Raw genomic sequence first — 21,922 nt, forward strand, 5'->3', positions numbered from 1 at the left:
GCGAGCGCGCCCCCGGGTCGGGGAATCGGACGACTGTTGAGCAACCTTGGATGAGAGGACCGCACCGTGCTTGAAGCTTACCGCCAGCATGTCGCTGAGCGTGCCGCGCTCGGAATTCCCGCCCTGCCGCTTTCGGCCAAGCAGACCGAGGAGCTGGTCGACCTTCTCCTGAACCCGCCGCAGGGTGAGGAAGCCTTCCTGGTCGATCTCATCACGCACCGCGTCCCGGCGGGCGTCGACGACGCCGCCAAGGTCAAGGCCGCCTTCCTGGCCTCGCTCGCCAAGGGCAACGAGACCTCGCCGCTGATCTCCAAGGTCAAGGCGACGGAACTGCTGGGCACGATGCTCGGCGGCTTCAACATCAAGCCGCTGATCGACCTGCTGGGCGACGCCGAGTGCGGCGAGGCCGCCGCCGCCGGTCTGAAGACCACGCTGCTGATGTTCGACTACTTCCACGACGTCAAGGAACTGGCCGACAAGGGCAACGCCAACGCCAAGGCGGTGATCCAGTCCTGGGCCGACGCCGAGTGGTTCACTTCGCGTCCCGAGGTTCCGGCCAGCCTGACGCTGACCATCTTCAAGGTGTCGGGCGAGACCAACACCGACGACCTGTCCCCGGCCCCGGACGCCTGGTCGCGCCCGGACATCCCGCTGCACGCCCTGGCCATGCTGAAGAACCCGCGCCCCGGCATCGTGCCGGAGGACGCCGGCGTCCGCGGCCCGATCAAGCAGCTTGAGGATCTGAAGGCCAAGGGCAACCTCGTCGCCTATGTCGGCGACGTGGTCGGCACCGGCTCCTCGCGCAAGTCGGCCACCAACTCCGTGCTGTGGTGGACGGGCGAGGACATCCCCTACGTCCCGAACAAGCGCTTCGGCGGCGTCTGCCTGGGCTCCAAGATCGCCCCGATCTTCTACAACACGATGGAAGACGCCGGCGCCCTGCCGATCGAACTCGACGTCTCGCAGATGGAGACGGGCGACACGGTCGAGCTGCGCCCCTACGAGGGCAAGGCGCTGAAGAACGGCGCGGTGATCGCCGAGTTCACCGTCAAGTCCGACGTGATCTTCGACGAAGTGCGCGCCGGCGGCCGCATTCCGCTGATCATCGGCCGCGGCCTGACCGCCCGCGCCCGTGAGGCTCTGGGCCTCGCCCCGTCGACCCTGTTCCGCCTGCCGTCCTCCCCGGTCGACAGCGGCAAGGGCTTCACGCTCGCCCAGAAGATGGTCGGCCGCGCGGTCGGCCTGCCGGAAGGCCAGGGCGTGCGTCCGGGCACCTATTGCGAGCCGAAGATGACCACGGTCGGCTCGCAGGACACCACCGGCCCGATGACCCGCGACGAGTTGAAGGATCTGGCCTGCCTCGGTTTCTCCGCCGATCTGGTCATGCAGTCCTTCTGCCACACCGCGGCCTATCCGAAGCTGGTGGACGTCAAGACCCACCGCGAGCTGCCGACCTTCATCTCGACCCGCGGCGGCGTCGCGCTGCGTCCGGGCGACGGCGTGATCCACTCCTGGCTGAACCGCCTGCTGATGCCCGACACCGTCGGCACCGGCGGCGACAGCCACACCCGCTTCCCCATCGGCATCAGCTTCCCCGCCGGCTCGGGCCTCGTCGCCTTCGCCGCGGCCACCGGCGTCATGCCGCTGGACATGCCGGAATCGGTGCTGGTCCGCTTCAAGGGCGCGCTGCAGCCGGGCGTCACGCTGCGTGACCTCGTCAACGCGATCCCGCTCTACGCCATCCGCCAGGGCCTGCTGACGGTGGAGAAGAAGGGCAAGAAGAACATCTTCTCCGGCCGCATCCTGGAGATCGAGGGTCTGCCCGAGTTGAAGGTGGAGCAGGCGTTCGAACTGTCCGACGCCTCGGCCGAGCGTTCCGCCGCCGCCTGCACCGTCCGGCTCAACAAGGAGCCGATCATCGAGTACATGCGCTCCAACATCACCCTGATGAAGTGGATGATCGCCAACGGCTACGAGGACGCCCGGACGCTCGGCCGCCGCATCAAGGCGATGGAGGACTGGATCGCCAACCCGTCGCTGCTGGAGCCGGACGCCGACGCCGAGTACGCCGCGGTGATCGACATCGATCTGGCCGACATCAAGGAGCCGATCGTCGCCTGCCCGAACGACCCGGACGACGTGAAGCTGCTGTCGGAGGTTGCCGGCGACAAGATCGACGAGGTCTTCATCGGCTCCTGCATGACCAACATCGGCCACTTCCGTGCCGCCGGAAAGATCCTGGACGGGAAGACCGACATCCCGACCCGCCTGTGGATCGCCCCGCCGACCAAGATGGACGCCCAGATCCTGACCGAGGAAGGCTATTACGGCGTTCTCGGCAAGTCGGGCGCCCGCATGGAGATGCCCGGCTGTTCGCTGTGCATGGGCAACCAGGCGCAGATCCGCAAGGGCTCGACGGCCATCTCGACCTCGACCCGCAACTTCCCGAACCGCCTGGGCATCGACACCCGCGTCTATCTCGGCTCCGCCGAGCTGTCGGCCGTGGCCGCCCTGCTGGGCAAGCTGCCGACCCCGGCCGAGTATCTGGAGCAGGTGAGCGTCGTCAACCAGAAGGCCGGCGACATCTACCGCTACATGAACTTCGACCAGATCAAGGAGTTCCAGGACGTGGCCGACACGGTCGCCGCCTGATCCACTCTTCCCCTCCCCCCGCCCAGCGGGGGGAGGCCGGGAGGGGGGCCAAGCACGAGGACTTCTGCGCTAATGAAAAGCCCCGCCGGGATCGCTCCGGCGGGGCTTTTCTTCTTCATTGCCGTGGGTTAACCACAGAGACGCTGAGACACAGAGGATTTGGAGGCGATGCGCCATCCATTGATTCTCTGTGTCTTTGCGCCTCTGTGGCTGATCTTCCTTGCGATGCCACTTCTCGCAACTGACCAGCCGATGAGCCGGCCCCTTCACCGATGTCGGGCTGGCAGGATTCTATTCAACTTTCACGCAACACCTGATGCTCGACCATGGCTCGAATGAGCTTGAGCGCCAATGTTCGCCCATCCGCATCAAGTGCAGCAAAAGCAGCCAGCACTTCATCCTGTTCCGTTTTCAGCGGTTCTTCCACGCCCAGAATCGCATTCGGCGTGGTCAGAAGCACCCGACAAATCCGCAAGAACGTCTGGAAATCGGGCTCGCGCGCTCCACGCACGTAGTTGCCGTAGCGGCCCACATCCAGCCCGGAACGCCGGGCGACTTCCGTGTCCGAAAGCCCGAGTTCTTCGGCGCGTGCCCGCAATGCTCGTCCAACCTCAATCATCGCTGCCAATTTGTTCTGGACGAAAGGGCTTGGGCGACTTACGTTTGGACGAAAATTTTTAAACGTACCGTTTAAACGATTTCTGACGATCCGTTGGGAGGTCGCTATGAGCGTGTCCCGATCAGCCCTGCTCGCACCGTTCCTCATCGCGCAGTTCGCAACCATCTCCACCTACGCCAGCGACCATATATCCGGATATGTCGCCCATCAGCGCTGGCTGCAAGCCGCCGATGTGGCCGCCAACGAGCAGGTTACCCACGAAATCTGTGGTTGGGGCTTCATCGATCTGCGCACACCGTTCCTACAATCCGCGGTCCGCCAAGGTATCGATGCGCTTCTATGGGACGAGTTGGCCCAGCGATTCGACGGCGCCATTCACGAGCGGCGGCAGACTGAGGCTGTCCTGACCGCTCATGGGGCAAACGCGCCAGTTCAGCGCATCACCGGCCTGCATGCCACCGGCGGATGCTCCGAGGCGGTGCGGAAGCGCATCCAGCGCTTGGCCTCGGCTCCGTCACCCGGCTGACGCCGTCCGGGCGAGATACATGCGCGGCGACGCCCCCAGCGTCCGCTTGAACATCGTCGTGAAGGCCGCCGGGTTGTCATAGCCGAGATCCAGCGCGACCGTCGTCACCGGAACCCCGGCGACCAGCCGCGGCAGGGCGGACACCAAGCACGCCTGCTGGCGCCATTCCACAAAGCTCAGCCCCGTCTCGCGCCGGAACAGCCGCGTGAAGTTGCGGCGGCTCATGCCCAGACCGTCGCTCCACGCCTCGATCGTCGCCTGGATCGTCGGCTCCTGGAGGAACCGCCGGCAGCGCTCCGCCAGGGCGGCGTGGGCGGGAAAGGGCAGCGACAGCGGCTCCACCGGAAGCCGCCGCATCTCGTGCAGAAGCAACGCCATCACCGCGCCGTCGTGGCTGTCCGGGTCGTAGTCCACCGGCACGTCGATCGCCCGCCCGATCAGACTGCGGAAGAAGGGCGACAGCGCCACCACCTCGCAGCGGCCCGGCATGGTGTCGGCCAGCGCTGGGGCCAGATAGAGGCTCTGCGTCATCACCATCCCGATCATCCGGACCTCGTGCGGGACACCCGGCGGAATCCACAACCCGCAATGGGGCGGCATCACCCAGCGTCCCTGGGCGGTGGACAGCAGCAGCGTCCCCGTCGCCCCGGACAGCAGCTGGCCGCGCCGGTGCGTGTGGGCGGCCAGCACGGTGCCGTCCGCGTGATCCTGTCCCAGGGTGATCAGCGGGCGGGGCGACTCCTCGACCGTCTCAATGCGCAGGTTCCGGACCATGGCCCAGTCTCGTAAGAAATCGGCCTGCCCGCGGTGGCAGGCCGTCACGGCTCACCATAAGCTGCTGCTCCACACCAAGCAACGCGCCGCCCGCCGGCCAAGCGCCAAACCCGGCCAAGCGCCAAAAAAGGCTTCCTTCCGTGACCGACACCACCCTGTCCCGGCCCAAGGCCGGGGGGACGGCCCTGCCCGTCCTGGGGACGATCAGCGTCTGCCATCTGCTGAACGACCTGATCCAGTCCCTGCTGCCCGCGATCTACCCGATCCTGAAGGGCGGATTCGACCTCAGCTTCGCGCAGATCGGCCTGCTCACCCTGACCTACCAGATCACCGCCTCGCTGCTTCAGCCGATCATCGGGCTCGCCACCGACCGGCGGCCGGCGCCCTATTCCCTGACCATCGGCATGGGGGCGTCGCTGGTCGGGTTGGTCACGTTGGCCTTCGCGCCGAACTACGCGGCGCTGCTGATCGGGGCGACCCTGCTGGGCTTCGGCTCCTCGGTCTTCCACCCCGAGGCGTCGCGGATCGCCCGTCTGGCCTCCGGCGGTGCGCATGGGCTGGCGCAGTCGCTGTTCCAGGTGGGCGGCAACGCCGGCTCGGCGCTGGGGCCGCTGCTGGCCGCCTACATCATCCTGCCGCGCGGGCAGGAGAGCCTGTCCTGGTTCGCGCTCGCCGCCCTGGGCGGTATGGCGCTGCTGACCGGCATCGGACGCTGGTACGCGCGCAGCGACCACGCCCGCCCGGTCCGCCGCGGCGCCGGGGTCCGTCACCCCGGCCTGACCCGCGGGCAGGTGAACCGGGCGCTGGCCGTGCTGATGGTGCTGATCCTGTCCAAATACGTCTATCTGGCCTGCCTCACCAGCTACTACACCTTCTTCCTGATGGAGCGGTTCGCCATGGCGCCGGACTCCGCGCAGCTCTGCCTGTTCGTCTTCCTGGCGGCGGTGGCGGCAGGGACGATCATCGGCGGGCCGGTCGGCGACCGGATCGGGCGCAAGACGGTCATCTGGATCTCGATCCTCGGCATCCTGCCCTTCACGCTGCTGCTGCCCCATGTCGGGCTGACGGCGACGGTCGCGCTCAGCGCGGTGATCGGGCTGGCCCTGGCCTCGGCCTTCCCCGCCATCATCGTCTACGCGCAGGAACTGATGCCCGGCCGCGTCGGCATGGTCTCCGGGCTGTTCTTCGGTCTGGCCTTCGGCATCGGGGGCATGGCCGCCGCCGGGCTCGGCGTCCTGGCCGACTGGAAGGGCATCAGCTTCGTCTTCCAGGCCTGCTCGGCCGTTCCCCTGCTCGGCCTGTTCGCCGCGCTGTTGCCCAACGTTTCCCCGCACAAGGACTCCTGAAGCGCCCGAGAGCCGCGCCGCCCCCACGGCGCGGCCTCCCCTTCGCGGAATTCCCACAAATCCGTCATGGTCATATTGCAAATGCGACTCATTCTTATTATCATTCGATGCAGGCCGGACGTTCTCGCCTTTGCTTGCCGGCCCTGATCCGATTGGCCCACAGGATTGCCCAGAGAGAGACCATGAACGTCACGATCATCTATGGCTCCGACGGCGGCGCGACCAAGTCGGTCGCCTCGCGCATCGCGAAGAAGATTCAGGGAAAGACCGTCGACATCGCCCGCGCCTCCGCTGCGGATTTCGAGGATTGCGACCTGCTGATCCTCGGCGCGCCGACCTATGGCGTGGGCGACCTGCAATGCGACTGGGAGGCCAATTTCGGCACGCTGACGGCGGCCAACCTGAACGGCAAGAAGGTCGCCCTGTTCGGCACCGGCGATCAGGTGACCTACCCGGAGTCCTTCGTGGACGCCATGGGCACGCTCTACGATCAGGTGGTGGCGCAGGGCGGGGTCGTCGTCGGCTTCACCGACACCACCGGCTACGAGCATTCGGGCTCCACCGCCGAGCGCGACGGGCGGTTCGTCGGGCTGGCGCTCGACCAGGACAACCAGTCCTCCCAAACCGACAAACGGATCACCGCATGGATCAGCCAGCTGGCGTGACGCCTCATGACGGGTTGTCCATGCCCGTCCACCTGCTCGGACACCATCTTTACGAGTACAGCAAGGGCGTCCGGCCCATGGTCATGATGACGCTCAGCACGCGCGACGCCGACACGGTGACCCGCAAGCTGGCGGAGCGGTTCGTCGACTACCACGTCCAGACGGTGACCGAGGCCAAGGTCAACGTCTTCTTCGGCAACCCGGCCTGCGTCGCGATGGTGCGCAGCGTGGTGCGCAAGCCTTTGAACCAATTGACCCCGGAGGAGGATTTCATCCTCGGCACGCTGCTCGGCTACGACCGCGAGCAGCAGTGCCGGCGCTTCCTGGCCATGGCCCATGCCGGAAGGGAGGGGGCCGGAAGGGAGGGGGCCGGAAGGGAGGGGGCCGGAAGGGACGGGGCCGGAAGGGACGGGGCCGGGCGGGACGGGGCCGGGCGGGACGGGGCGGTGTCCTGACCCATCCGTCGGAACACCGTCTCCACCATCCGGAAAAAGGCCGTTTCGGCCTCGACAGGCCGGGCCGCCGTCGTCCAGACTGCCTCCCCAAATAGAACTAAACAACCAAAGGGAGGCAGGGATGGCGGCGGCTCCGTCCGGGATGATGTTCGAGAATCCGGAGAACGGCCAGCGGGAGGCGGTGACCAACCGCGAGATCCTCTGGGCTTTCCTGCTCGGCCCGGTCTACTTCGCGAAAAAGGCCGAGTGGCTGCACGCCGCGATCCACGCGGCGCTCATCCTCATCTCCATCCCGCTGTGGCCGGTCGGTGCCCTGATGACGCTGGGCGTCTGGGTCGGCTACGCCTGCGCGGCGCCGACGATCCTGGAATACCGGTACCAGAAGATGGGCTGGGAGAAGGTCGCGGGCTGATCCCGCCTCATCGATGGCGCCCGGTGCCGTCGGGCGAGCGGATCGGCAGAGCTGCCAGAATCGCCGCGACGCAGGCGTCGACCGCGCGGCCCGCCGTGTCGACGACGACGGCCGGCCCGTCCCACGGCTCGTAGTCGCGCTCCATCACCGCCGCCCAGGAGGGCGGATGGTGCCCGGCGATGTCGCCGTGGCGGGTTTCCACCCGATGCCGGTGCTCCACCGGGTCCGAGCACACGACCTCCACCTCGACCAGCGGCACCCCGGCGTGAAGCGCCGTGGCGCGCCACGCCTCGCGCGTGATCCGGACAGGGTTGACGCAATCCGCGATCACGGTGGCACCCAGCCGTAGATTATCGCCGGCCAGGGCGTAGGCGACCACATAGCCTTGCGGACCGACAGCCTCACCGTCGGCGCCGCCGGCCATGCGAATCGCCTGCTCGATCGTATCGATCCGCAGATGAAACGCGCCGAGCCGGCGCGCCAACACACGGGCGATGGTCGTTTTGCCGGCTCCAGGCAGCCCGCCGAGGACGATCAACATGCGCCACTCATTTCAGGGCCGGAGCCTGCCTCGTTCCACACCCGTCACGCGGCCGCCCCGAACTCCTCCGGAGTCAGAACCAGCACGCCGTCCTCGTCGGCGAAGACGAGATCGCCGGGATTGATGCGGATGCCGGCCAGCGTCACCGGCAGATCCTTCTGCCCCTCGCCGTTGCGGACGGTCTTGCGCGGGATCGCCGCCAGCGCCTTGATGCCCAGGTCCAGCGTGGCGAGCACCGCGGCGTCGCGGACGCAGCCGTGGATGACCACGCCCTCCCAGCCGTTCTTCACCGCGTCCTTGGCGATCAGGTCGCCCATCAGGGCGGCGCGCAGGCCGCCGCCGCCGTCCACCACCAGCACTTTGCCCCGCCCCGGCGTGCCCAGCAGCTCCTTGACGCGGGAATTGTCCTCGAAGCACTTCACGGTCACCGCGGCGCCGCTGAATTTGCAACGCCGGCCGAAATCGCGGAAGACGGGGTCGGCGACGCGGGCGGTCTTCTCGAACCGGTCGTAGAGGTCGCAGGTGCTGTCGAAGTCGGTCATGCGCTTTCGCTCCCCTTCTTTAGGCATTGGCGGGAGAATACCCCCAGATCGGCGATGGTCAATCCTCCGGGGCGGCGATAGCCCCCGTGCTGGTGCGCTCCAGGATGGCGCTTCGGCGGAAGCGGTAGAGTTCGGCGGGGCGCCCGCCGGTCTGGCTCTCATACTGGCCGGTCGGCTCCACCAGCCCGCCGGAGATCATCAGGCGGCGGAAATTCTGCTTGTGCAGCCGCTCGCCGGACAGCGCCTCGACCACCTGCTGAAGCCGGTGCAGGGTGAAGGTCGGGGGCAGCAGCTCGAACACGATGGGGCGGTATTTCAGCTTGCCGCGCAGCCGCTCCAGCGCCGTCGCCAGGACGCGGCGGCCGTCGCGGGCCATCGGGCGGCCCAACGCGCGGGGCATCTCCAGCCGCACCGTCCGTTCCTCCACCCCCGCCCGGCGGGCCAGGTCGTGGTCGCGGAACGCCTCCACCACCAGCCCGGCCTCGTAGAGAAGTTCGTAGCGTTCCAGCACCCGTTCGGAATCCCATTCCCCGCCGTCCAGGGCGAAGGCCATGCGGGCGCGCTCGCCGCGGCGGGCGCGGGCGGGCTCGTCCGGCGCCGCGGCGACCCAACGGGCCAGCGCCGGGCGGATCACCGAATCGAGCAGCGCAGGCGGCGAATCGCGCCAGTCCTCCCAGGGGAAGAACTCGTACAGGCCGCGCCATTCCGCGCCGTCGATGCGCAGCGGCGCCTCGCGCAGCAAGGCCAGATAGCCGACCACCAGCGAGCGCGGGCCGCCGAACAGCTCGTGCGGGTCGCGGTAGCGGTCGCCGAAGCTGTAAAGCTGCTCGACATAGCGCAGGGTCAGCCCGGCCGCGTCCTCCGCCACCGCGCGCAGGCCGTCCTGAAGCGTGCGGAAGCGCTCGGGATCGAAGGGGGCGCCCGGCAGGGCGTCGCGGTGGGGCGGCGGCTCGTCGCCGCGGCGGTGCGATTCGGGGATCTCGAAGCCGCTGCGCACGGTCACCACACGCGGCTCGGCGCCGTTCGCCGGGGACACGCCCACCGAAACGATGGCCGCCGTCAGGCCGATTTGTGTTTCCGAGCCGTTCCGTGTTTCCAAGCCGTTCCGTGTTTCCCCTGCCACGCGCCACCCCGTTGCCGATCCGTCGGCGGCAGGATAAGCGGCCCGCCGCGGCAAATCACCGGTCTTTCCGCCGGGTACCCCCGTGAAATCTCGCCGCAAGCCGGCCCGGCATGACACTTTTGTGACTCCCCACGGGCGCCGGGGATGTTACACCAGCCGCGACGCTGAGGCTCGCACGCGTCCGTGCGGGTTCCCAGCCCTGCAGGCCGGCGTAAGTTGGAGAACCACGCATGCTGAATTTGTTCCGGGCCCTGATGCCGCGCGAAGAACGGTTTTTCGACCTGTTCGCCGAGCATGCCCGGACCGTCGCCACGGGCGCCGAGGCGCTGCGGGCGATGATGGCCAGCGGCCAGGACCTGGAGGAGCGGTTCCAGACCATCCGCCGGGTCGAGAGCGAGGCCGACGCCATCGAGAAGGAGATCCAGCTCGCCGTCCACCGCACCTTCATCGTGCCCTTCGACCGTTCGGACATCCAGGAACTCGGCAAGCGGATGGACGACGTGCTCAACCTCATCGAGGAGACCGCGCGTCACCTCGTGGAGGCGGGCTTCACCGACTACACACCGGAAATGCACGCCCAGGCCGATGCCATCGTGCGCTGCACCGCCCGGCTGAGCGCGGGCATCCCCCTGCTCCGCGACATCCCCAAACACGTCGAGCAACTCCACGCGATGACCGCCGAGGTCTCGCGGATCGAGAGCGAAGGCGACCGGCTCCTGCGCGAGGCCAATCACCGGCTGCGCGACGAGAGCGGCGGGCTCGACTCCCCCATCACCCACCGACACGCCCTTCAACGCGAGATCATCGAGCTGCTGGAACGCGTGCTCGATGCGTGCGAGGACGTGGCCGACACCATCGACGGCATCATCGTCGAACAGGTCTGATCCCATGGAAGCCGCTACCCTCGCCCTGCCCATCCTCATCGGGCTGATCGGCGTCGCCCTCCTCTTCGATTTCCTCAACGGGCTGCACGACGCGGCCAACTCCATCGCGACGGTCGTCTCCACCCGCGTGCTGTCGCCGCGGACCGCCGTCGCGATGGCCGCCTTCTTCAATTTCATCGCCTTCCTGTTCTTCGGGCTGCATGTGGCGACCACCATCGGCACCGGCATCGTCGGGGCGGGGGTGGTTGACCCGCACGTCATTTTCGGCGCGCTGATGGGCGCCATCGTCTGGAACGTCTTCACCTGGTGGCTGGGCATCCCGTCCAGCTCCTCCCACGCGCTGATCGGCGGCCTCGTCGGGGCCGGCGTGGCGAAGGCCGGGCTGGACGCCGTGGTGGTGTCCGGTCTGGCGAAGACCGCCGCGGCCATCGTCGTCTCGCCGGTGGTCGGCTTCCTGCTGGCCAGCGTGATGATCGTGGCGGTGTCCTGGATCTTCCGGCGCAGCACGCCCTTCGCGGTCGACCGGCTGTTCCGCCACATCCAGATCGGCTCCGCCGCGCTCTACAGCCTGGGACACGGCGGCAACGACGCCCAGAAGACCATGGGCATCATCGCCGTCCTGCTCTATTCCCAGGGCCTGTTGGGGGAAACCTTCCACGTGCCCTTCTGGGTGGTCATCACCTGTCAGGCCGCGATGGGGCTGGGCACGCTGTTCGGCGGCTGGCGCATCGTCAAGACCATGGGGTCCAAGCTGACCGACCTGAAGCCGGTCCAGGGCTCCTGCGCGGAGACCGGCGGGGCCATCACCCTGTTCGTCGCGACGTGGCTCGGCGTGCCGGTCAGCACGACCCACACCATCACCGGGGCCATCATCGGCGTCGGCGCCGCCCGCCGCACCAGCGCGGTGCGCTGGGGGCTGGCGCAGGGCATCGTCATGGCCTGGGTCATCACTCTGCCGGCGACCGCCGTCGTCGGCGCGCTCTTCTACGAGCTGTCGCTGGCGCTGTGGTGACAGACCTAAAGCGAACTTCCGTTCGCTTTAGACACATATCGCCTCATTCGCCGGCGGGCTCCGGTCGCATGTGCGACCGGGACCGCCGTCGCGGTCCAAAGCGGATTGCAATCCGCTTTAGCGGGGCCGGCGGGCCGAAAGGCCCGCCACCGGCTTCCACCCCGGCGACCCAGCGCAGCGACACGGCGCAGAACGCGAAAAGGGCGGCCCGAGGCCGCCCTTTTTCGTACCATCCGCGCTGAAAATGGAGCGGGCGAAGGGATTCGAACCCTCGACCCCAACCTTGGCAAGGTTGTGCTCTACCCCTGAGCTACGCCCGCGCCGCTCCAGCGGAGGAGCGCCCGTATACGCCCCGGCGGCGGCCAAGGCAAGCCTATTTTTTCACGCGACACCAATCCGTGCGTCGAAGGAGCCGCGGCACGGCAGGAATGCAGGCGGGCGGGGCCCGCCGCTTGCGGATTGCGCGATAAAACATACCAACATATGTTACGCTGCCTCGTTCACAACGGAATTACCCAACCGTTGTTTTGAATGTCTGCGCATTCGGGTTTGTTTCCTCTAACATGCCGATGACGCTCCGCAGGGGGGCTTCGATGGCCGGAACGGATATGGATCTGGGCGAATCGCAACCGATGCCCACGGCGGCGCCTCGGAAGGCGTCCTGCCGGCCCATGCCCGCACCCGACGCCACGCGCGCCCCGGAATTGGCGGATAGCGGGGCGACCCGGCGCAACAGCGCGGAACGCAAGGTCGTCACCGTCCTGTTCGCCGACATCGTCGAATCCTCCAGCATGGTGTCGGGCCGCGACCCGGAGGAGGCCGACCAGACCCTTCTCACCATTCTGCAAGTCCTCACCGACTCGGTAGAGCGCTACGGCGGCACGGTGGCCCAGGTGCTGGGCGACGGCATCATGGCGGTGTTCGGCGCGCCCTCCGCGCAGGAGGACCACGCGTTGCGCGCCTGCCTCGCCGCGCAGGACATCGCCCGCTCGGCCATCGATTCGGACGAGTTCAAGATGCGGGTCGGCATCAGCTCCGGCGAGGTGGTGGCCCAGATCATCGAGACGGGCGTCTGGACCGATTACCGCACGGTGGGCGAGACGGTGCATGTCGCCGCCAAGCTGCAGCAGCGGGCGCACCCCAACAGCGTGCTGCTGAGCCGCGAGACGCTGGACCTCGTGCCCAAGGGCCTGAGCGTCCGTCCGGCGGGGACGCTGCGCCTGTCCGCCACGGCGGAGCCGGTGACCGCCTTCGCCCTGGAAGCGGCGCGGGCGATGCGGCGCACGGCGATGGACCTGCTGTCCGCCGAAGGCACCCTGTTCGTGGGGCGCCAACCGGAACTGGCCATGCTGACCGGCGCGCTGCGGCGGGCCGAGCGGGGCCACGGCGCCTGCGCCATCCTGATCGGAGAGGCCGGCATCGGCAAGTCCCGGCTGACCGGCGAGCTGATGCGCAGCCCGGAGGCCGCGGCCTTCACCATCGCCATCTGGCCGCAATTCCCGATCCGCCGCCTGGGCGACCCCGACGACCTGGAGGCGGCGGCCCGCTGCCTCGCCCTGGCGGTCTGCGGAGCGGCGGACGGCCCTGCGATGGATGGCCCCACACCGGATGGCCGCACACGGGATGACCCGACACTGAATGGTCCGGCGGTGGCCCGCCTGACCGCCGCCGCGGCGCGCAACGGCGGCGAACTGGCCGGCGAAGCGATGCGGGAACTGCTCGGCCAGCCCTCCGTCCATCCGCTGTGGCAGGGGCTCGACCCGGCCCAGAAGGCCGATTTCAGCATCGAAGGGCTGGTCGCGGCGATCCGCGAGCTGTCGGTGGAGCGCCCGCTGCTGATCCTCGTCGAGGACGCGCACTGGACGCGCGGGCTGACCAACCGCCTGCTGGACGCCCTTGCCGAAGGGGTGGAGGACGCCCGCGTCTTCGTCCTGGCCACCTCGCGCCCGGATTCGCCGGGCGGCTGGACTGCGCCGGACTCCGTCCATGCCCTCGCGCTCGAACCGCTGGAGCCCTTGCAGGCCGACGAGTTCCTCGACCACTGGCTGGGCCACAGCCCCTCGCTGGCCGACCTGAAGGCGCGCGTCGCGGCGCAAAGCCAGGGCGTGCCGCTCTATCTGGAGGAGTCGCTGCGCACGTTGGAGACGACCGGGGCCATCGTCGGCAGTCCGGGCCGCTACAGCCTGGGCAAGGCCGACGCCCGGATGTCTCTGCCGGCCACGGTGCACGGCCTGCTCGCTTCGCGGATCGACGCGCTGGAGCCCGGACCGCGGCGGGTGCTGATGCATGCGGCGGTGATCGGCACGTCGGTCGATCTGGGCCTGCTGCGCGCGGTGTCTCCGATCCCCGCCACCGAACTGCCGTCGGCTCTGGCCCGGCTGGAGCAGAGTGGTTTCTTCGCACGCTCCCGCCTGCTGCCCAACCTGGAACTGACCTTCCGCCACGCGCTGGTCCAGGAGGTCGCCTACGCCACCCTGACCAAGCGGGAGCGCCAACCGCTGCACGGGCGCGTTCTGCACGCCCTGCGGCGGCGGTCCGACCGCAACCTGCCGAACCGGGCGGAGCTGATCGCCCATCACGCCTTCTACGCCGAGGATTGGCCACTCGCCTGCGCCTACGGCCGCCGGGCCGGCCGCCGGGCGGAGATGCGCTGCAAGCATTTCGACGCCGGACGCTTCTACGAGCAGGCTCTGAAGGCCCTGGACCATCTGCCGGACACCCGCCGCAACACCCAGCGGCGGATCGACCTGTGGATCGGCATTCCCCTCGTCCTGCTGCCCCAGGGGCGCCAGTTGGCCGGCGACCCTCTGGAGGAGGCACGGGACATGGCGCTGGGCATCGGCGACCGCATCCGCTACGCCCGCGCGACGTCGCTCAAGGCGTCCTTCCAGTGGGTCTACGGCGTGCTGGACGGAGCCATCGCGCTCAGCCGCAGCGCCCTCGACCATCTGGGCAACCAGGGGACGATGGAGCTGCGCATCCAGGGGCTGATGCGGCTGGGCGGCATGCTGGTGGACAAGGGGCATTTTCCGGAAGCGCAGGAGAAGCTGGAGCAGGCGCGCAGCCTGGCGCTGGCCAATGCCCCGCGAGGGCGTCGTCCCCGCGGCCACGGCACGGCGGCTGGAGGCCATCGCCAAGGCCCTGCCCTATCGCGAGCGCGGCTTTGGCCGGGTGTTCCGCCTCGCCGCCGCCGAGGGGCTGCCGGAGGAGGAACTCGCCGATCTCCGCAACTGGCTGCCCACCGGACGGTGCGACCAGAAGCGGGAGGATGCGCTGGACCTTCTCCAGACCATGCGCCGCTGGGCCGCGGGCGGCGGGCGTGCGCCGGAGGCGCGTTTCCATTTCGAGCACACCGCCCTGTGGGACCGCGCCCTGCGGGACGGCGGGCGGTGCCAGACGGGGAATCCGCTGGACTGATCGCCCGCCGGGTGCCATCAACGGTTCGACGGCACTCAACCGGGACCGCGAACGCCATGGCCTTACTGAAGGACGTCGCCGGCATCCTGAGGCGCAACCGAATGTTGGGCGTTCTCGACGACGCCCGGATGCAGGAGCTGGTCGCGCTGGGCCGGGTGTCGCGGTTCAGCGAAAACCAGACCGTGTTCAGCAAGGGCGATCCCGGGGATTGCCTGTACGCCATCATGAAGGGGCAGATCGCCGTCTCGACCTCATCCGAGGACGGCAAGACGATGCTGCTCAACATCCTGAACCCCGGTGACGTGCTGGGGGAAATCGCGTTGATCGACGGCAAGGACCGCACCGCCGGGGCCACCGCGCTCCGCCCGGCGGAACTGTTCCGCATCGACCGCCCTGAATTCATCTCCTTCCTGGAACGGCATCCTTCCTTGTGCATCCGGATGATGGGCGTGCTGTGCGAACGGCTGCGCTGGGTATCGGAGAACATCGAGGATGCGGTTTTTCACGACGTGCCGCGCCGGCTGGCCCGACGTATCCTGTTGCTCGGCGACACCTATGGGCAGAAGACCCCTGCGGGCTTGCGGATCAACCAACCCGTGTCACAAGAAGCCCTGGCGGCAATGTTGGGTGTTACCCGCGAGATGGTGAACAAAAGCCTGCGTGCACTGCGCAACTCAGGCGCTATTACCTATAACAAAGGTTTTATCGTCGTCACCAATCTGTACATGCTGAAGGATATGGCGGGAGAGTCGGGTGACGTGCCGTAAGGCCACTCTGCACGTCTGGGGAGTTTTATCGTCGCAAATTTTTTCAATCGCGCTATATTGGCTGCGTGACTTAAAACACGGCTGACATTCAAGGAATACAGGGCTATGTCGGGTCAGGATTCACGGGCGTCCAACGCACCATCGCCGCTGAGCGCCATCCCGCTGGTGGCGCGCACCGTCAAGCTGTTCGGACATCCGACGCAGCTTCGCCTGGAGCCCTCCTACTGGGAAGCGTTGGACGACATCTGCCACCGGGAAGACCTGACCGTGGATGAGTTGTGCAGCGATCTCAAGGACCGCCTTGATTCTCAGTCCCGACGGTCGCGCGGGGTTGCCGTGTCGCTGGCCAACGCGGTCCGTGTGTTCATCGTCGGCTACTACCGCAAGGCGGCGACCGAGAAAGGTCACGACCGCGCCGGCCATGGCCGCGGCGACCCCTTTGTCAGCACCCCCTTCGACCTGCCTCCCGCCCAGCCGGCCAAGGAAGGCTGATTTCCTGGCGGCATCCCACCGAACCGCGCGTGTGCCGACAACGGGACGGTTTCAACCACTCGCCTGTGAGGAATCGCCGCGTCGGATTGAACGACGCAACGTCCGGCTTGCACCGCGACGGGATTTGGTGTGTTGATCGGTCCAGCGGCATAGCCATGGTCGGCTGACCGGGCCATCCGTGGGCCGCCCCTCCCGTCCACCGCGGAGCCGACCGTTCATGAGCGGGACCCAGCCGTCCGCCATCAGATCGACGTTCACCCGCTGGCTCCGGGACCGTTCCTTCCTGTCCGGCCTGACCGCCCTGCTGATCCTGATGGCGGTTCTGGGCACGGTGATGCGCCACAACTACCTGCTGTTCCATCTCTGCGCAGAGTTGTTCGCCGTCGCCGTCGCCATGACGATCTTCACGATCGCCTGGAACACGCGGGACACGAACCAATCGCCCTTCCTCGCCTTCGTCGGCCTGTCCATGCCGGGCATCGCGCTGCTGGACCTGCTGCACGCCATCGCCTTTCCCGGTATGAACGTCATCGGCGAGGCCGGCGCCAACCAATCCACCCAGCTCTGGATCGCCGCCCGCGGCCTTCAGGCCGCGGTCTTCCTGGCTGCGCCGCTGCTGACCGAGAAGCGGCTGCGCACGGGCGACGTGCTGCTGATCCAGGCCGCGGTCGTGGCCTGCACCCTGCTGTCGATCTTCACCTTCGACATCATGCCGGACAGCTTCGTTCCGGACGTCGGGTTGACCCCCTTCAAGGTGGGCGCCGAATACGCGTTCAGCGCCGCGGCGGTCGTCGCCTGCCTGCTGCTGTGCCGCAAGCGTCGGCAGTTCGAGCCCAGGGTGTTCGGCCTGACCTTCGCCGGCATCGCCCTGCTGGCCCCGCAGGAGCTGATCTTCACGCTCTACACCGATCCCCACGGGGCGATGAACGCGCTGGGGCATTTCATCAAGATCCTGTCCTTCTACCTGCTGTACCGGGCGATCATCGTCACCGCCCTGCAGAATCCCTACGATCTCGCCTTCTACCGGATGCGCCGCAGCGAGGAGGCCCTGCGCGATCATCTGAGCGGGCTCGAATCGCTGATCGCCACCCGCACCGCCGAGCTGCGCGAGAGCGAGGCGCGCTGGCGGGCGCTTCTGGAATGCTCCAACGACTGGTTCTGGGAGACCGACGAGCGCGGGCGCTTCACCGCCCTGTCGCCGCGCGCCCAGGAATCCACCGGGCGCGGCGGGGCAGAGCTTCTGGGCTTCACCCACGCCGACCTTCTGGACCGCAACCGTCCCGAGGAGGATTTCCCCGCCCTGACGGAAGCCCTGCACCGGCGGGAACCCTTCCGCCGCCTGTCCTTCCCGCTGGCCTCGCCGGGGGGGAGCGCGCGCTGGGTGATGGTCAGCGGCACGCCGCGCTATGACGGCAACGGCGCCTTCCTCGGCTACCGCGGCACCACCAGCGACATCAGCGCGCGGCGCCAGTCGGCGGAAGCGGCGCGGCAGAAGCAGACCATGGCGGCGCTCGGCAGCCTCGTCGGCGGCCTCGCCCACGAGATCAACAACCTGCTGCAACCGGTCATCAGCCTGTCCGATCTGGCGCGCGGCCGCGCCGGAGAGGATCGCAAGCTCCACACCTATCTGAACGCCATCCACGACAGCGGGGTGAAAGCCCGCACGATCATGCGCGACGTCCTTCAGTTCGCCCGTGTCGAGGTGGCCGAGTCGCCGCCGGGCAACCTGGAGGAGGCCGTGCATTCCGCCCTGGAACTCGCCGCCCCCTCGATGCCGGCGTCCATCGAGACGCGCGCGCGGCTGGAGCCCGGCCTGAACGCGGTGACCATCACCGCGACCGAACTGACCCAGGTCCTTCTCAACCTGATCCAGAACGCCCGCGATGCCATGCCGCAGGGCGGCACCCTGACCATCGGCGCCCGTTCCCTGAGCCTGAGGGAACGGGACGCATCCCGCCGCCAGCTCGGCGAGGGCGACTATGTGCGGCTGACCGTCGCCGACACCGGCACGGGTATGGACGAGGCGACGCGCCAGCGCGTGTTCGACCCCTTCTTCACCACCAAGCCGGTCGGCACCGGGACTGGGCTTGGGCTTTCGGTGGTATATGGTATCGTACGGAACGGGGGAGGCGACATCCTGGTGGAGAGCGCCCCCGGACGCGGAACGTCCTTCATCATCGACCTGCCCACCGCCCCGACCGGTGGACCGGGCCAAACGACACATGGGATGCTGGTTCATGGCGAAGGTGCTGGTCGTTGAGGATTCGGCCGCCGTGCGGCTGGCGGTCACCGAAGTGATCGAACAGGCCGGCCACGAGGTCGTCGAGGCGGAAAACGGACGCGTCGCCATCGGCCTGCTGGACGGCGGCGCGGTCTTCGACCTGATCGTCACCGATGTCTTGATGCCCGAGGCCGACGGGGTGGAGGTCATCAAGGCCGCGCGCACCCGCAACCCCGGCGGCAAGGTGCTCGCCATGTCCGGAGGGGCGCCGAACCTGCCCGCCGGTTACGCCCTGAAGATGGCCGAGATGTTCGCGGCGGACGCCGTGCTCTACAAGCCCTTCCTGAACGAAGAGCTGCGCAAGGCCGTGGCCCGCCTGCTGTCCATGGCGGGCGAGTCGGAAACCGGCTGAAAGGGAGCCGACTGAAAGGGAGCCGACGGACAGCCGGGCCGTGCCTCCGCTGTTGCTCCGGACACACGGCGGCATCCCTTCCGCTTCCCGGCAGCCATCGGTCCCCTTGACCGAAGTTATCCACAAAAAAGTGCATAAGATGGTGGATAAGGCTGTTGAACCTTCGGTTCCGCCTGCCCGCCGCGGGGGTGGCGGAAAAGGCCTCTGAAACGGCGCCGATTCGGGATGTGCCACCCCGAACGGCCAGGAACGGCGCACCCCTTGCGCCCTTCGCTACCCCTAAGATGGGCTGGTCCACCCCGCCCCGCCTCGCCACTATGACACCATGCATTGCGAAGGTGGAAAGGACGGCGCATGGCCCATTTTCTCGTGACCGGCGGCTGCGGATTCATCGGATCGCATCTGGCCGACCGGCTGATCGGCGACGGGCACCGGGTCACCATCCTGGACGACATGAGCACCGGCCGGCTGGAGAACAAACCGCTTCTGGCGAAGCTGGTGGTCGGCGACGTCGCCGACCCCGACGCGGTCCATCAGGCGATGCAGGGGGTGGACGGCGTGTTCCATCTGGCCGCGGTCGCCTCCGTTCAGCGCTCACGAGAGTTGTGGGCGGAAACCCACCGCACCAACCTGTCGGGCACCGTCACCGTCTTCGAGGCGGCGCGCAGCGCCCGCAACGGCAACCCGGTGCCGGTGGTCTACGCCTCCTCCGCCGCGGTCTATGGCGACAACACGGCCACCCCGCTGCGCGAGGACGCCGCGACGCGCCCGCTGTCCGCCTACGGCGTGGACAAGCTGGGCTGCGAGCTGCACGCCAACGTCGCCTGGGCCATCCATGGGGTGCCGACGACGGGCTTCCGCTTTTTCAACGTCTACGGGCCGCGGCAGGACCCGTCCTCCCCCTATTCCGGGGTGATCTCGATCTTCGCCCGCCGGGTGGCGCAGGGCGAGGACGTGACGATCTTCGGCGACGGCGAGCAGGTCCGCGACTTCGTGTTCGTCGGCGACGTCGTGCGCTTCCTCGTCAAGGCGATGGAGCGCCAGTCCCAGGGGGCGGAGGTCTTCAACCTGTGCACCGGCCGCCCGACCTCGCTGCTGATGCTGCTTGAGGTGTTGCAGGAGCTGTGCGCCAGCCGGGTGCGCCGTCTTCACCAGCCGGCGCGGGCGGGCGACATCCGCGTGTCCATCGGCGACCCGGCCCGGCTGCGCGCCACCTTCGGCGAAGGCTGCCGGTTCGGCCTGCTGCAGGGGCTGAGCGCGACCCTGACCGGGGAAATGCCGCGGTAAACCCGCGGGCGTCCCTCCCCTACACGTCGCGGCTTTCCAGCCTGGGCAGCCCGACGACCTTCAGGCGGCTTTCGCTGAGTTCCCCCACCTGATCGAGGATCGGCAGGGCGACCGCGGCGACATGGGCGTTGATCCGCTTCAGGTCGCGCAGGATGTCGAGCACCAGGGCGCTGGTCTCGATGCTGGCGGCGTCACCGCGGCGCACGCGGTCGAGGTGGCGGGCGGTGGCGGTGCGCTCCAGCGCCCGCACCGCGTCCTTGCCGGCAATGAGCTGCCGGGCCAGCCGCCGGTCCTCGCCGATCAGGATGCCGAGCGCCGTGCGCAGGTTCTCCACCGTGCGGCGGTGCAGCTCCTCGACCTCCCGGAAATCCTCCGGCGCGAAATGCAGATGGTGGCGGATGCGCTTGGCGGCGAGTTCCATCAGGCTCTTGTCGATGATGTCGCCGATGTGCTCCAGGTTGATGGCGAAGGCCATCAGGTCGTCGACGCGCCGTGTCTCCTCGGCATCGAGATGATGGCGGCCGAGCTTGGCGAGGTAGAGCTTGAGGGCGGTGTGCAGCCGGTCCACCCGGTCGTCGGCGCGGCTGACCTCGGCGATCGGGCGCTCGTCGTTCTGGCGCAGGGCGGTCAGGCTGCGGCACAGCATGTCCTCCACCAGATCGCCCAGCCGCAGGGTCTCGCGCACCGCACCCGCGATGGCGACGGATGGTGTCTCCAGCGCCGACTCGTCGAGATGCCGGGGCGTCGCCGCGTCCTCGCCCGCGTCCTCCGGTTGGGGCAGTAGCCCTTCGGTCAGCCGGGCGAGCGGCGTCACCAGAGGCAGAAAGAGCAACGCCAGCGCCACGTTGAAGGCGACGTGCGCGCTGACCACCGCCGTCAGCGGGGCCATGCCGGCCAGGAACGAGGCGGCCATCGGCACCAGCGGCAGGGCCAGCAGCGACCCGGTCACCCGGACCAGCAGATTGCCCAGCGGCACCCGCCGCGCCATCGCTCCGTCCGCCGACGTCGCCAACACCGCCGGCACCGCACCGCCCAGATTGGCGCCCAGGACCAGCGCCACCGCCGTCTCGGTCCCGATCACCCCCGCCCCGGCCAGCGACCCCGCCAGCATCACCGTGGCGAGGCTGGAATGCACCGCCGCGGTCAGGGCCGCCGCGACGATCAGGGCGAACAGCGGCTCGCCGCCCAGCGCCTCCAGCATCGCCTGGACCAGCGCCGACTCCCGGACCGGCAGGGTGGCCGCACCCAGCAGCTTCAGGGCGAGCAGCATCAGCCCGATGCCGACCAGGATGCGGGCCAGCGCCCGCCGGCCGCGATGCTCGCCGCCCAGCGCGTGCAGCGCCCCGCCGAGCAGCAGCAGGCTGGGCGACAGCCAGTGCAGGTCGACGGCGAGCAGCCGGGCGACGAGGCTGGTCCCGACGTCGGCGCCCAGCATCACCGCCAGCGCCATGGGGGTGGTCATGAAGCCCTGCCCGGCCATCGAGGCGGTCATCAGGGCGGTGGCCGTGCTGCTCTGCACCGCGATGGTGGCGGCGACGCCGGCCAGGAAGGCGGCCAGCCGGTTGCGCGTGCCGTAGCCGACCCAGCGGCGGACCGCCGCCCCGCCCCACCGGAAGACACCCGTCCGCACCAGCCGCAGCGCCCACAGCAGCAGCGCCACGGCGCCGAGGATGTCGATCAGGACCAGGGTGGGCGAGATGGCGGCGGTCGTGATGGCGGGCCTCCCGGCGTGTGGGCCTCAACAGCAGGACGATGGAGCGGGACGAGTCATGAAA

19 protein-coding genes and 1 tRNA gene are annotated in these 21,922 nt (G+C 68.5%); 13 read left to right on the plus strand and 7 right to left on the minus strand.

Annotation, left to right across the window (positions count from 1 at the left end; all coding sequences use genetic code 11):
- Nucleotides 1-66: 66 nt before the first annotated feature.
- Nucleotides 67-2,652: a bifunctional aconitate hydratase 2/2-methylisocitrate dehydratase gene (gene acnB, locus Sp245p_RS18390; protein WP_014197645.1), complete on the plus strand. Its 2,586-nt coding sequence runs from the start codon at nucleotides 67-69 to the stop codon at nucleotides 2,650-2,652.
- Between the two features lie 295 nt (nucleotides 2,653-2,947).
- On the opposite strand, the gene Sp245p_RS18395 is transcribed toward acnB, so the two are convergent.
- Entirely contained in the window at nucleotides 2,948-3,271 is a 324-nt protein-coding gene (locus Sp245p_RS18395; RefSeq protein ID WP_103041408.1) for a helix-turn-helix domain-containing protein, read from the minus strand.
- Nucleotides 3,272-3,377: 106 nt separating this feature from the next.
- Between Sp245p_RS18395 and Sp245p_RS18400 the strand changes: the two genes are divergently transcribed.
- Complete coding sequence (locus Sp245p_RS18400; protein ID WP_014197648.1) at nucleotides 3,378-3,797, plus strand: hypothetical protein; 420 nt, start codon at nucleotides 3,378-3,380, stop codon at nucleotides 3,795-3,797.
- Here Sp245p_RS18400 and Sp245p_RS18405 read toward each other — a convergent pair.
- The gene (locus Sp245p_RS18405) at nucleotides 3,786-4,571 is read right to left on the minus strand and encodes an AraC family transcriptional regulator (protein WP_014197649.1); all 786 of its coding nucleotides are present in this window, start codon (nucleotides 4,569-4,571) and stop codon (nucleotides 3,786-3,788) included. The genes Sp245p_RS18400 and Sp245p_RS18405 overlap by 12 nt on opposite strands.
- Nucleotides 4,572-4,711: 140 nt before the next feature.
- Between Sp245p_RS18405 and Sp245p_RS18410 the strand changes: the two genes are divergently transcribed.
- From Sp245p_RS18410 to Sp245p_RS18425, 4 genes are all read left to right on the plus strand, one after another.
- The gene (locus Sp245p_RS18410; protein WP_014197650.1) at nucleotides 4,712-5,917 is read left to right on the plus strand and encodes an MFS transporter; all 1,206 of its coding nucleotides are present in this window, start codon (nucleotides 4,712-4,714) and stop codon (nucleotides 5,915-5,917) included.
- Between the two features lie 182 nt (nucleotides 5,918-6,099).
- The gene (gene fldA / locus Sp245p_RS18415) at nucleotides 6,100-6,582 is read left to right on the plus strand and encodes a flavodoxin FldA (protein ID WP_014197651.1); all 483 of its coding nucleotides are present in this window, start codon (nucleotides 6,100-6,102) and stop codon (nucleotides 6,580-6,582) included.
- Nucleotides 6,561-7,037, plus strand: a complete 477-nt coding sequence (locus tag Sp245p_RS18420; protein WP_109138739.1) for a DUF2023 family protein — start codon at nucleotides 6,561-6,563, stop codon at nucleotides 7,035-7,037. Before fldA ends, Sp245p_RS18420 begins: the two co-directional genes overlap by 22 nt.
- Nucleotides 7,038-7,158: 121 nt before the next feature.
- Nucleotides 7,159-7,449: a hypothetical protein gene (locus Sp245p_RS18425; protein ID WP_014197653.1), complete on the plus strand. Its 291-nt coding sequence runs from the start codon at nucleotides 7,159-7,161 to the stop codon at nucleotides 7,447-7,449.
- A gap of 7 nt (nucleotides 7,450-7,456) precedes the next feature.
- Here the strand turns inward: Sp245p_RS18425 and Sp245p_RS18430 are convergent, their stop codons facing one another.
- The 3 genes from Sp245p_RS18430 to Sp245p_RS18440 are packed head-to-tail and all read right to left on the minus strand — an operon-like array spanning nucleotide 7,457 to nucleotide 9,631.
- Nucleotides 7,457-7,990: a P-loop nucleotide/nucleoside kinase family protein gene (locus tag Sp245p_RS18430; protein ID WP_014197654.1), complete on the minus strand. Its 534-nt coding sequence runs from the start codon at nucleotides 7,988-7,990 to the stop codon at nucleotides 7,457-7,459.
- A gap of 44 nt (nucleotides 7,991-8,034) precedes the next feature.
- Entirely contained in the window at nucleotides 8,035-8,532 is a 498-nt protein-coding gene (rraA, locus tag Sp245p_RS18435; protein WP_014197655.1) for a ribonuclease E activity regulator RraA, read from the minus strand.
- A gap of 58 nt (nucleotides 8,533-8,590) precedes the next feature.
- Nucleotides 8,591-9,631, minus strand: coding sequence for an NUDIX hydrolase (locus Sp245p_RS18440; RefSeq protein WP_109138740.1), 1,041 nt, complete (start codon nucleotides 9,629-9,631; stop codon nucleotides 8,591-8,593).
- Between the two features lie 254 nt (nucleotides 9,632-9,885).
- Between Sp245p_RS18440 and Sp245p_RS18445 the strand changes: the two genes are divergently transcribed.
- Together Sp245p_RS18445 and Sp245p_RS18450 are read left to right on the plus strand one after the other, a co-directional pair.
- On the plus strand, nucleotides 9,886-10,539 hold the full coding sequence (locus Sp245p_RS18445; protein WP_014197657.1) for a DUF47 domain-containing protein: 654 nt from the start codon (nucleotides 9,886-9,888) through the stop codon (nucleotides 10,537-10,539).
- A 4-nt stretch (nucleotides 10,540-10,543) separates the two neighbouring features.
- Complete coding sequence (locus tag Sp245p_RS18450) at nucleotides 10,544-11,551, plus strand: inorganic phosphate transporter (RefSeq protein WP_014197658.1); 1,008 nt, start codon at nucleotides 10,544-10,546, stop codon at nucleotides 11,549-11,551.
- Nucleotides 11,552-11,796: 245 nt separating this feature from the next.
- On the opposite strand, the gene Sp245p_RS18460 is transcribed toward Sp245p_RS18450, so the two are convergent.
- Nucleotides 11,797-11,871, minus strand: a tRNA-Gly gene (locus Sp245p_RS18460).
- A 351-nt stretch (nucleotides 11,872-12,222) separates the two neighbouring features.
- Between Sp245p_RS18460 and Sp245p_RS18465 the strand changes: the two genes are divergently transcribed.
- From Sp245p_RS18465 to Sp245p_RS18485, 5 genes are all read left to right on the plus strand, one after another.
- On the plus strand, nucleotides 12,223-15,735 hold the full coding sequence (locus Sp245p_RS18465) for a cyclic nucleotide-binding domain-containing protein (protein ID WP_165359984.1): 3,513 nt from the start codon (nucleotides 12,223-12,225) through the stop codon (nucleotides 15,733-15,735).
- Nucleotides 15,736-15,840: 105 nt separating this feature from the next.
- Nucleotides 15,841-16,227 (plus strand): ribbon-helix-helix domain-containing protein, encoded by a 387-nt coding sequence (locus tag Sp245p_RS18470; RefSeq protein WP_014197665.1) that lies wholly within the window; start codon nucleotides 15,841-15,843, stop codon nucleotides 16,225-16,227.
- Nucleotides 16,228-16,444: 217 nt separating this feature from the next.
- Nucleotides 16,445-18,487, plus strand: coding sequence for an MASE3 domain-containing protein (locus Sp245p_RS18475; protein WP_109138743.1), 2,043 nt, complete (start codon nucleotides 16,445-16,447; stop codon nucleotides 18,485-18,487).
- The gene (locus Sp245p_RS18480; protein WP_041812332.1) at nucleotides 18,465-18,860 is read left to right on the plus strand and encodes a response regulator; all 396 of its coding nucleotides are present in this window, start codon (nucleotides 18,465-18,467) and stop codon (nucleotides 18,858-18,860) included. Before Sp245p_RS18475 ends, Sp245p_RS18480 begins: the two co-directional genes overlap by 23 nt.
- A 354-nt stretch (nucleotides 18,861-19,214) precedes the next feature.
- Nucleotides 19,215-20,147: an NAD-dependent epimerase/dehydratase family protein gene (locus Sp245p_RS18485; protein WP_014197670.1), complete on the plus strand. Its 933-nt coding sequence runs from the start codon at nucleotides 19,215-19,217 to the stop codon at nucleotides 20,145-20,147.
- Nucleotides 20,148-20,166: 19 nt separating this feature from the next.
- On the opposite strand, the gene Sp245p_RS18490 is transcribed toward Sp245p_RS18485, so the two are convergent.
- Entirely contained in the window at nucleotides 20,167-21,807 is a 1,641-nt protein-coding gene (locus Sp245p_RS18490; protein WP_246119793.1) for a Na/Pi cotransporter family protein, read from the minus strand.
- Between the last annotated feature and the right edge of the window lie 115 nt (nucleotides 21,808-21,922).

This window comes from Azospirillum baldaniorum (assembly GCF_003119195.2).
Lineage (GTDB): Bacteria > Pseudomonadota > Alphaproteobacteria > Azospirillales > Azospirillaceae > Azospirillum > Azospirillum baldaniorum.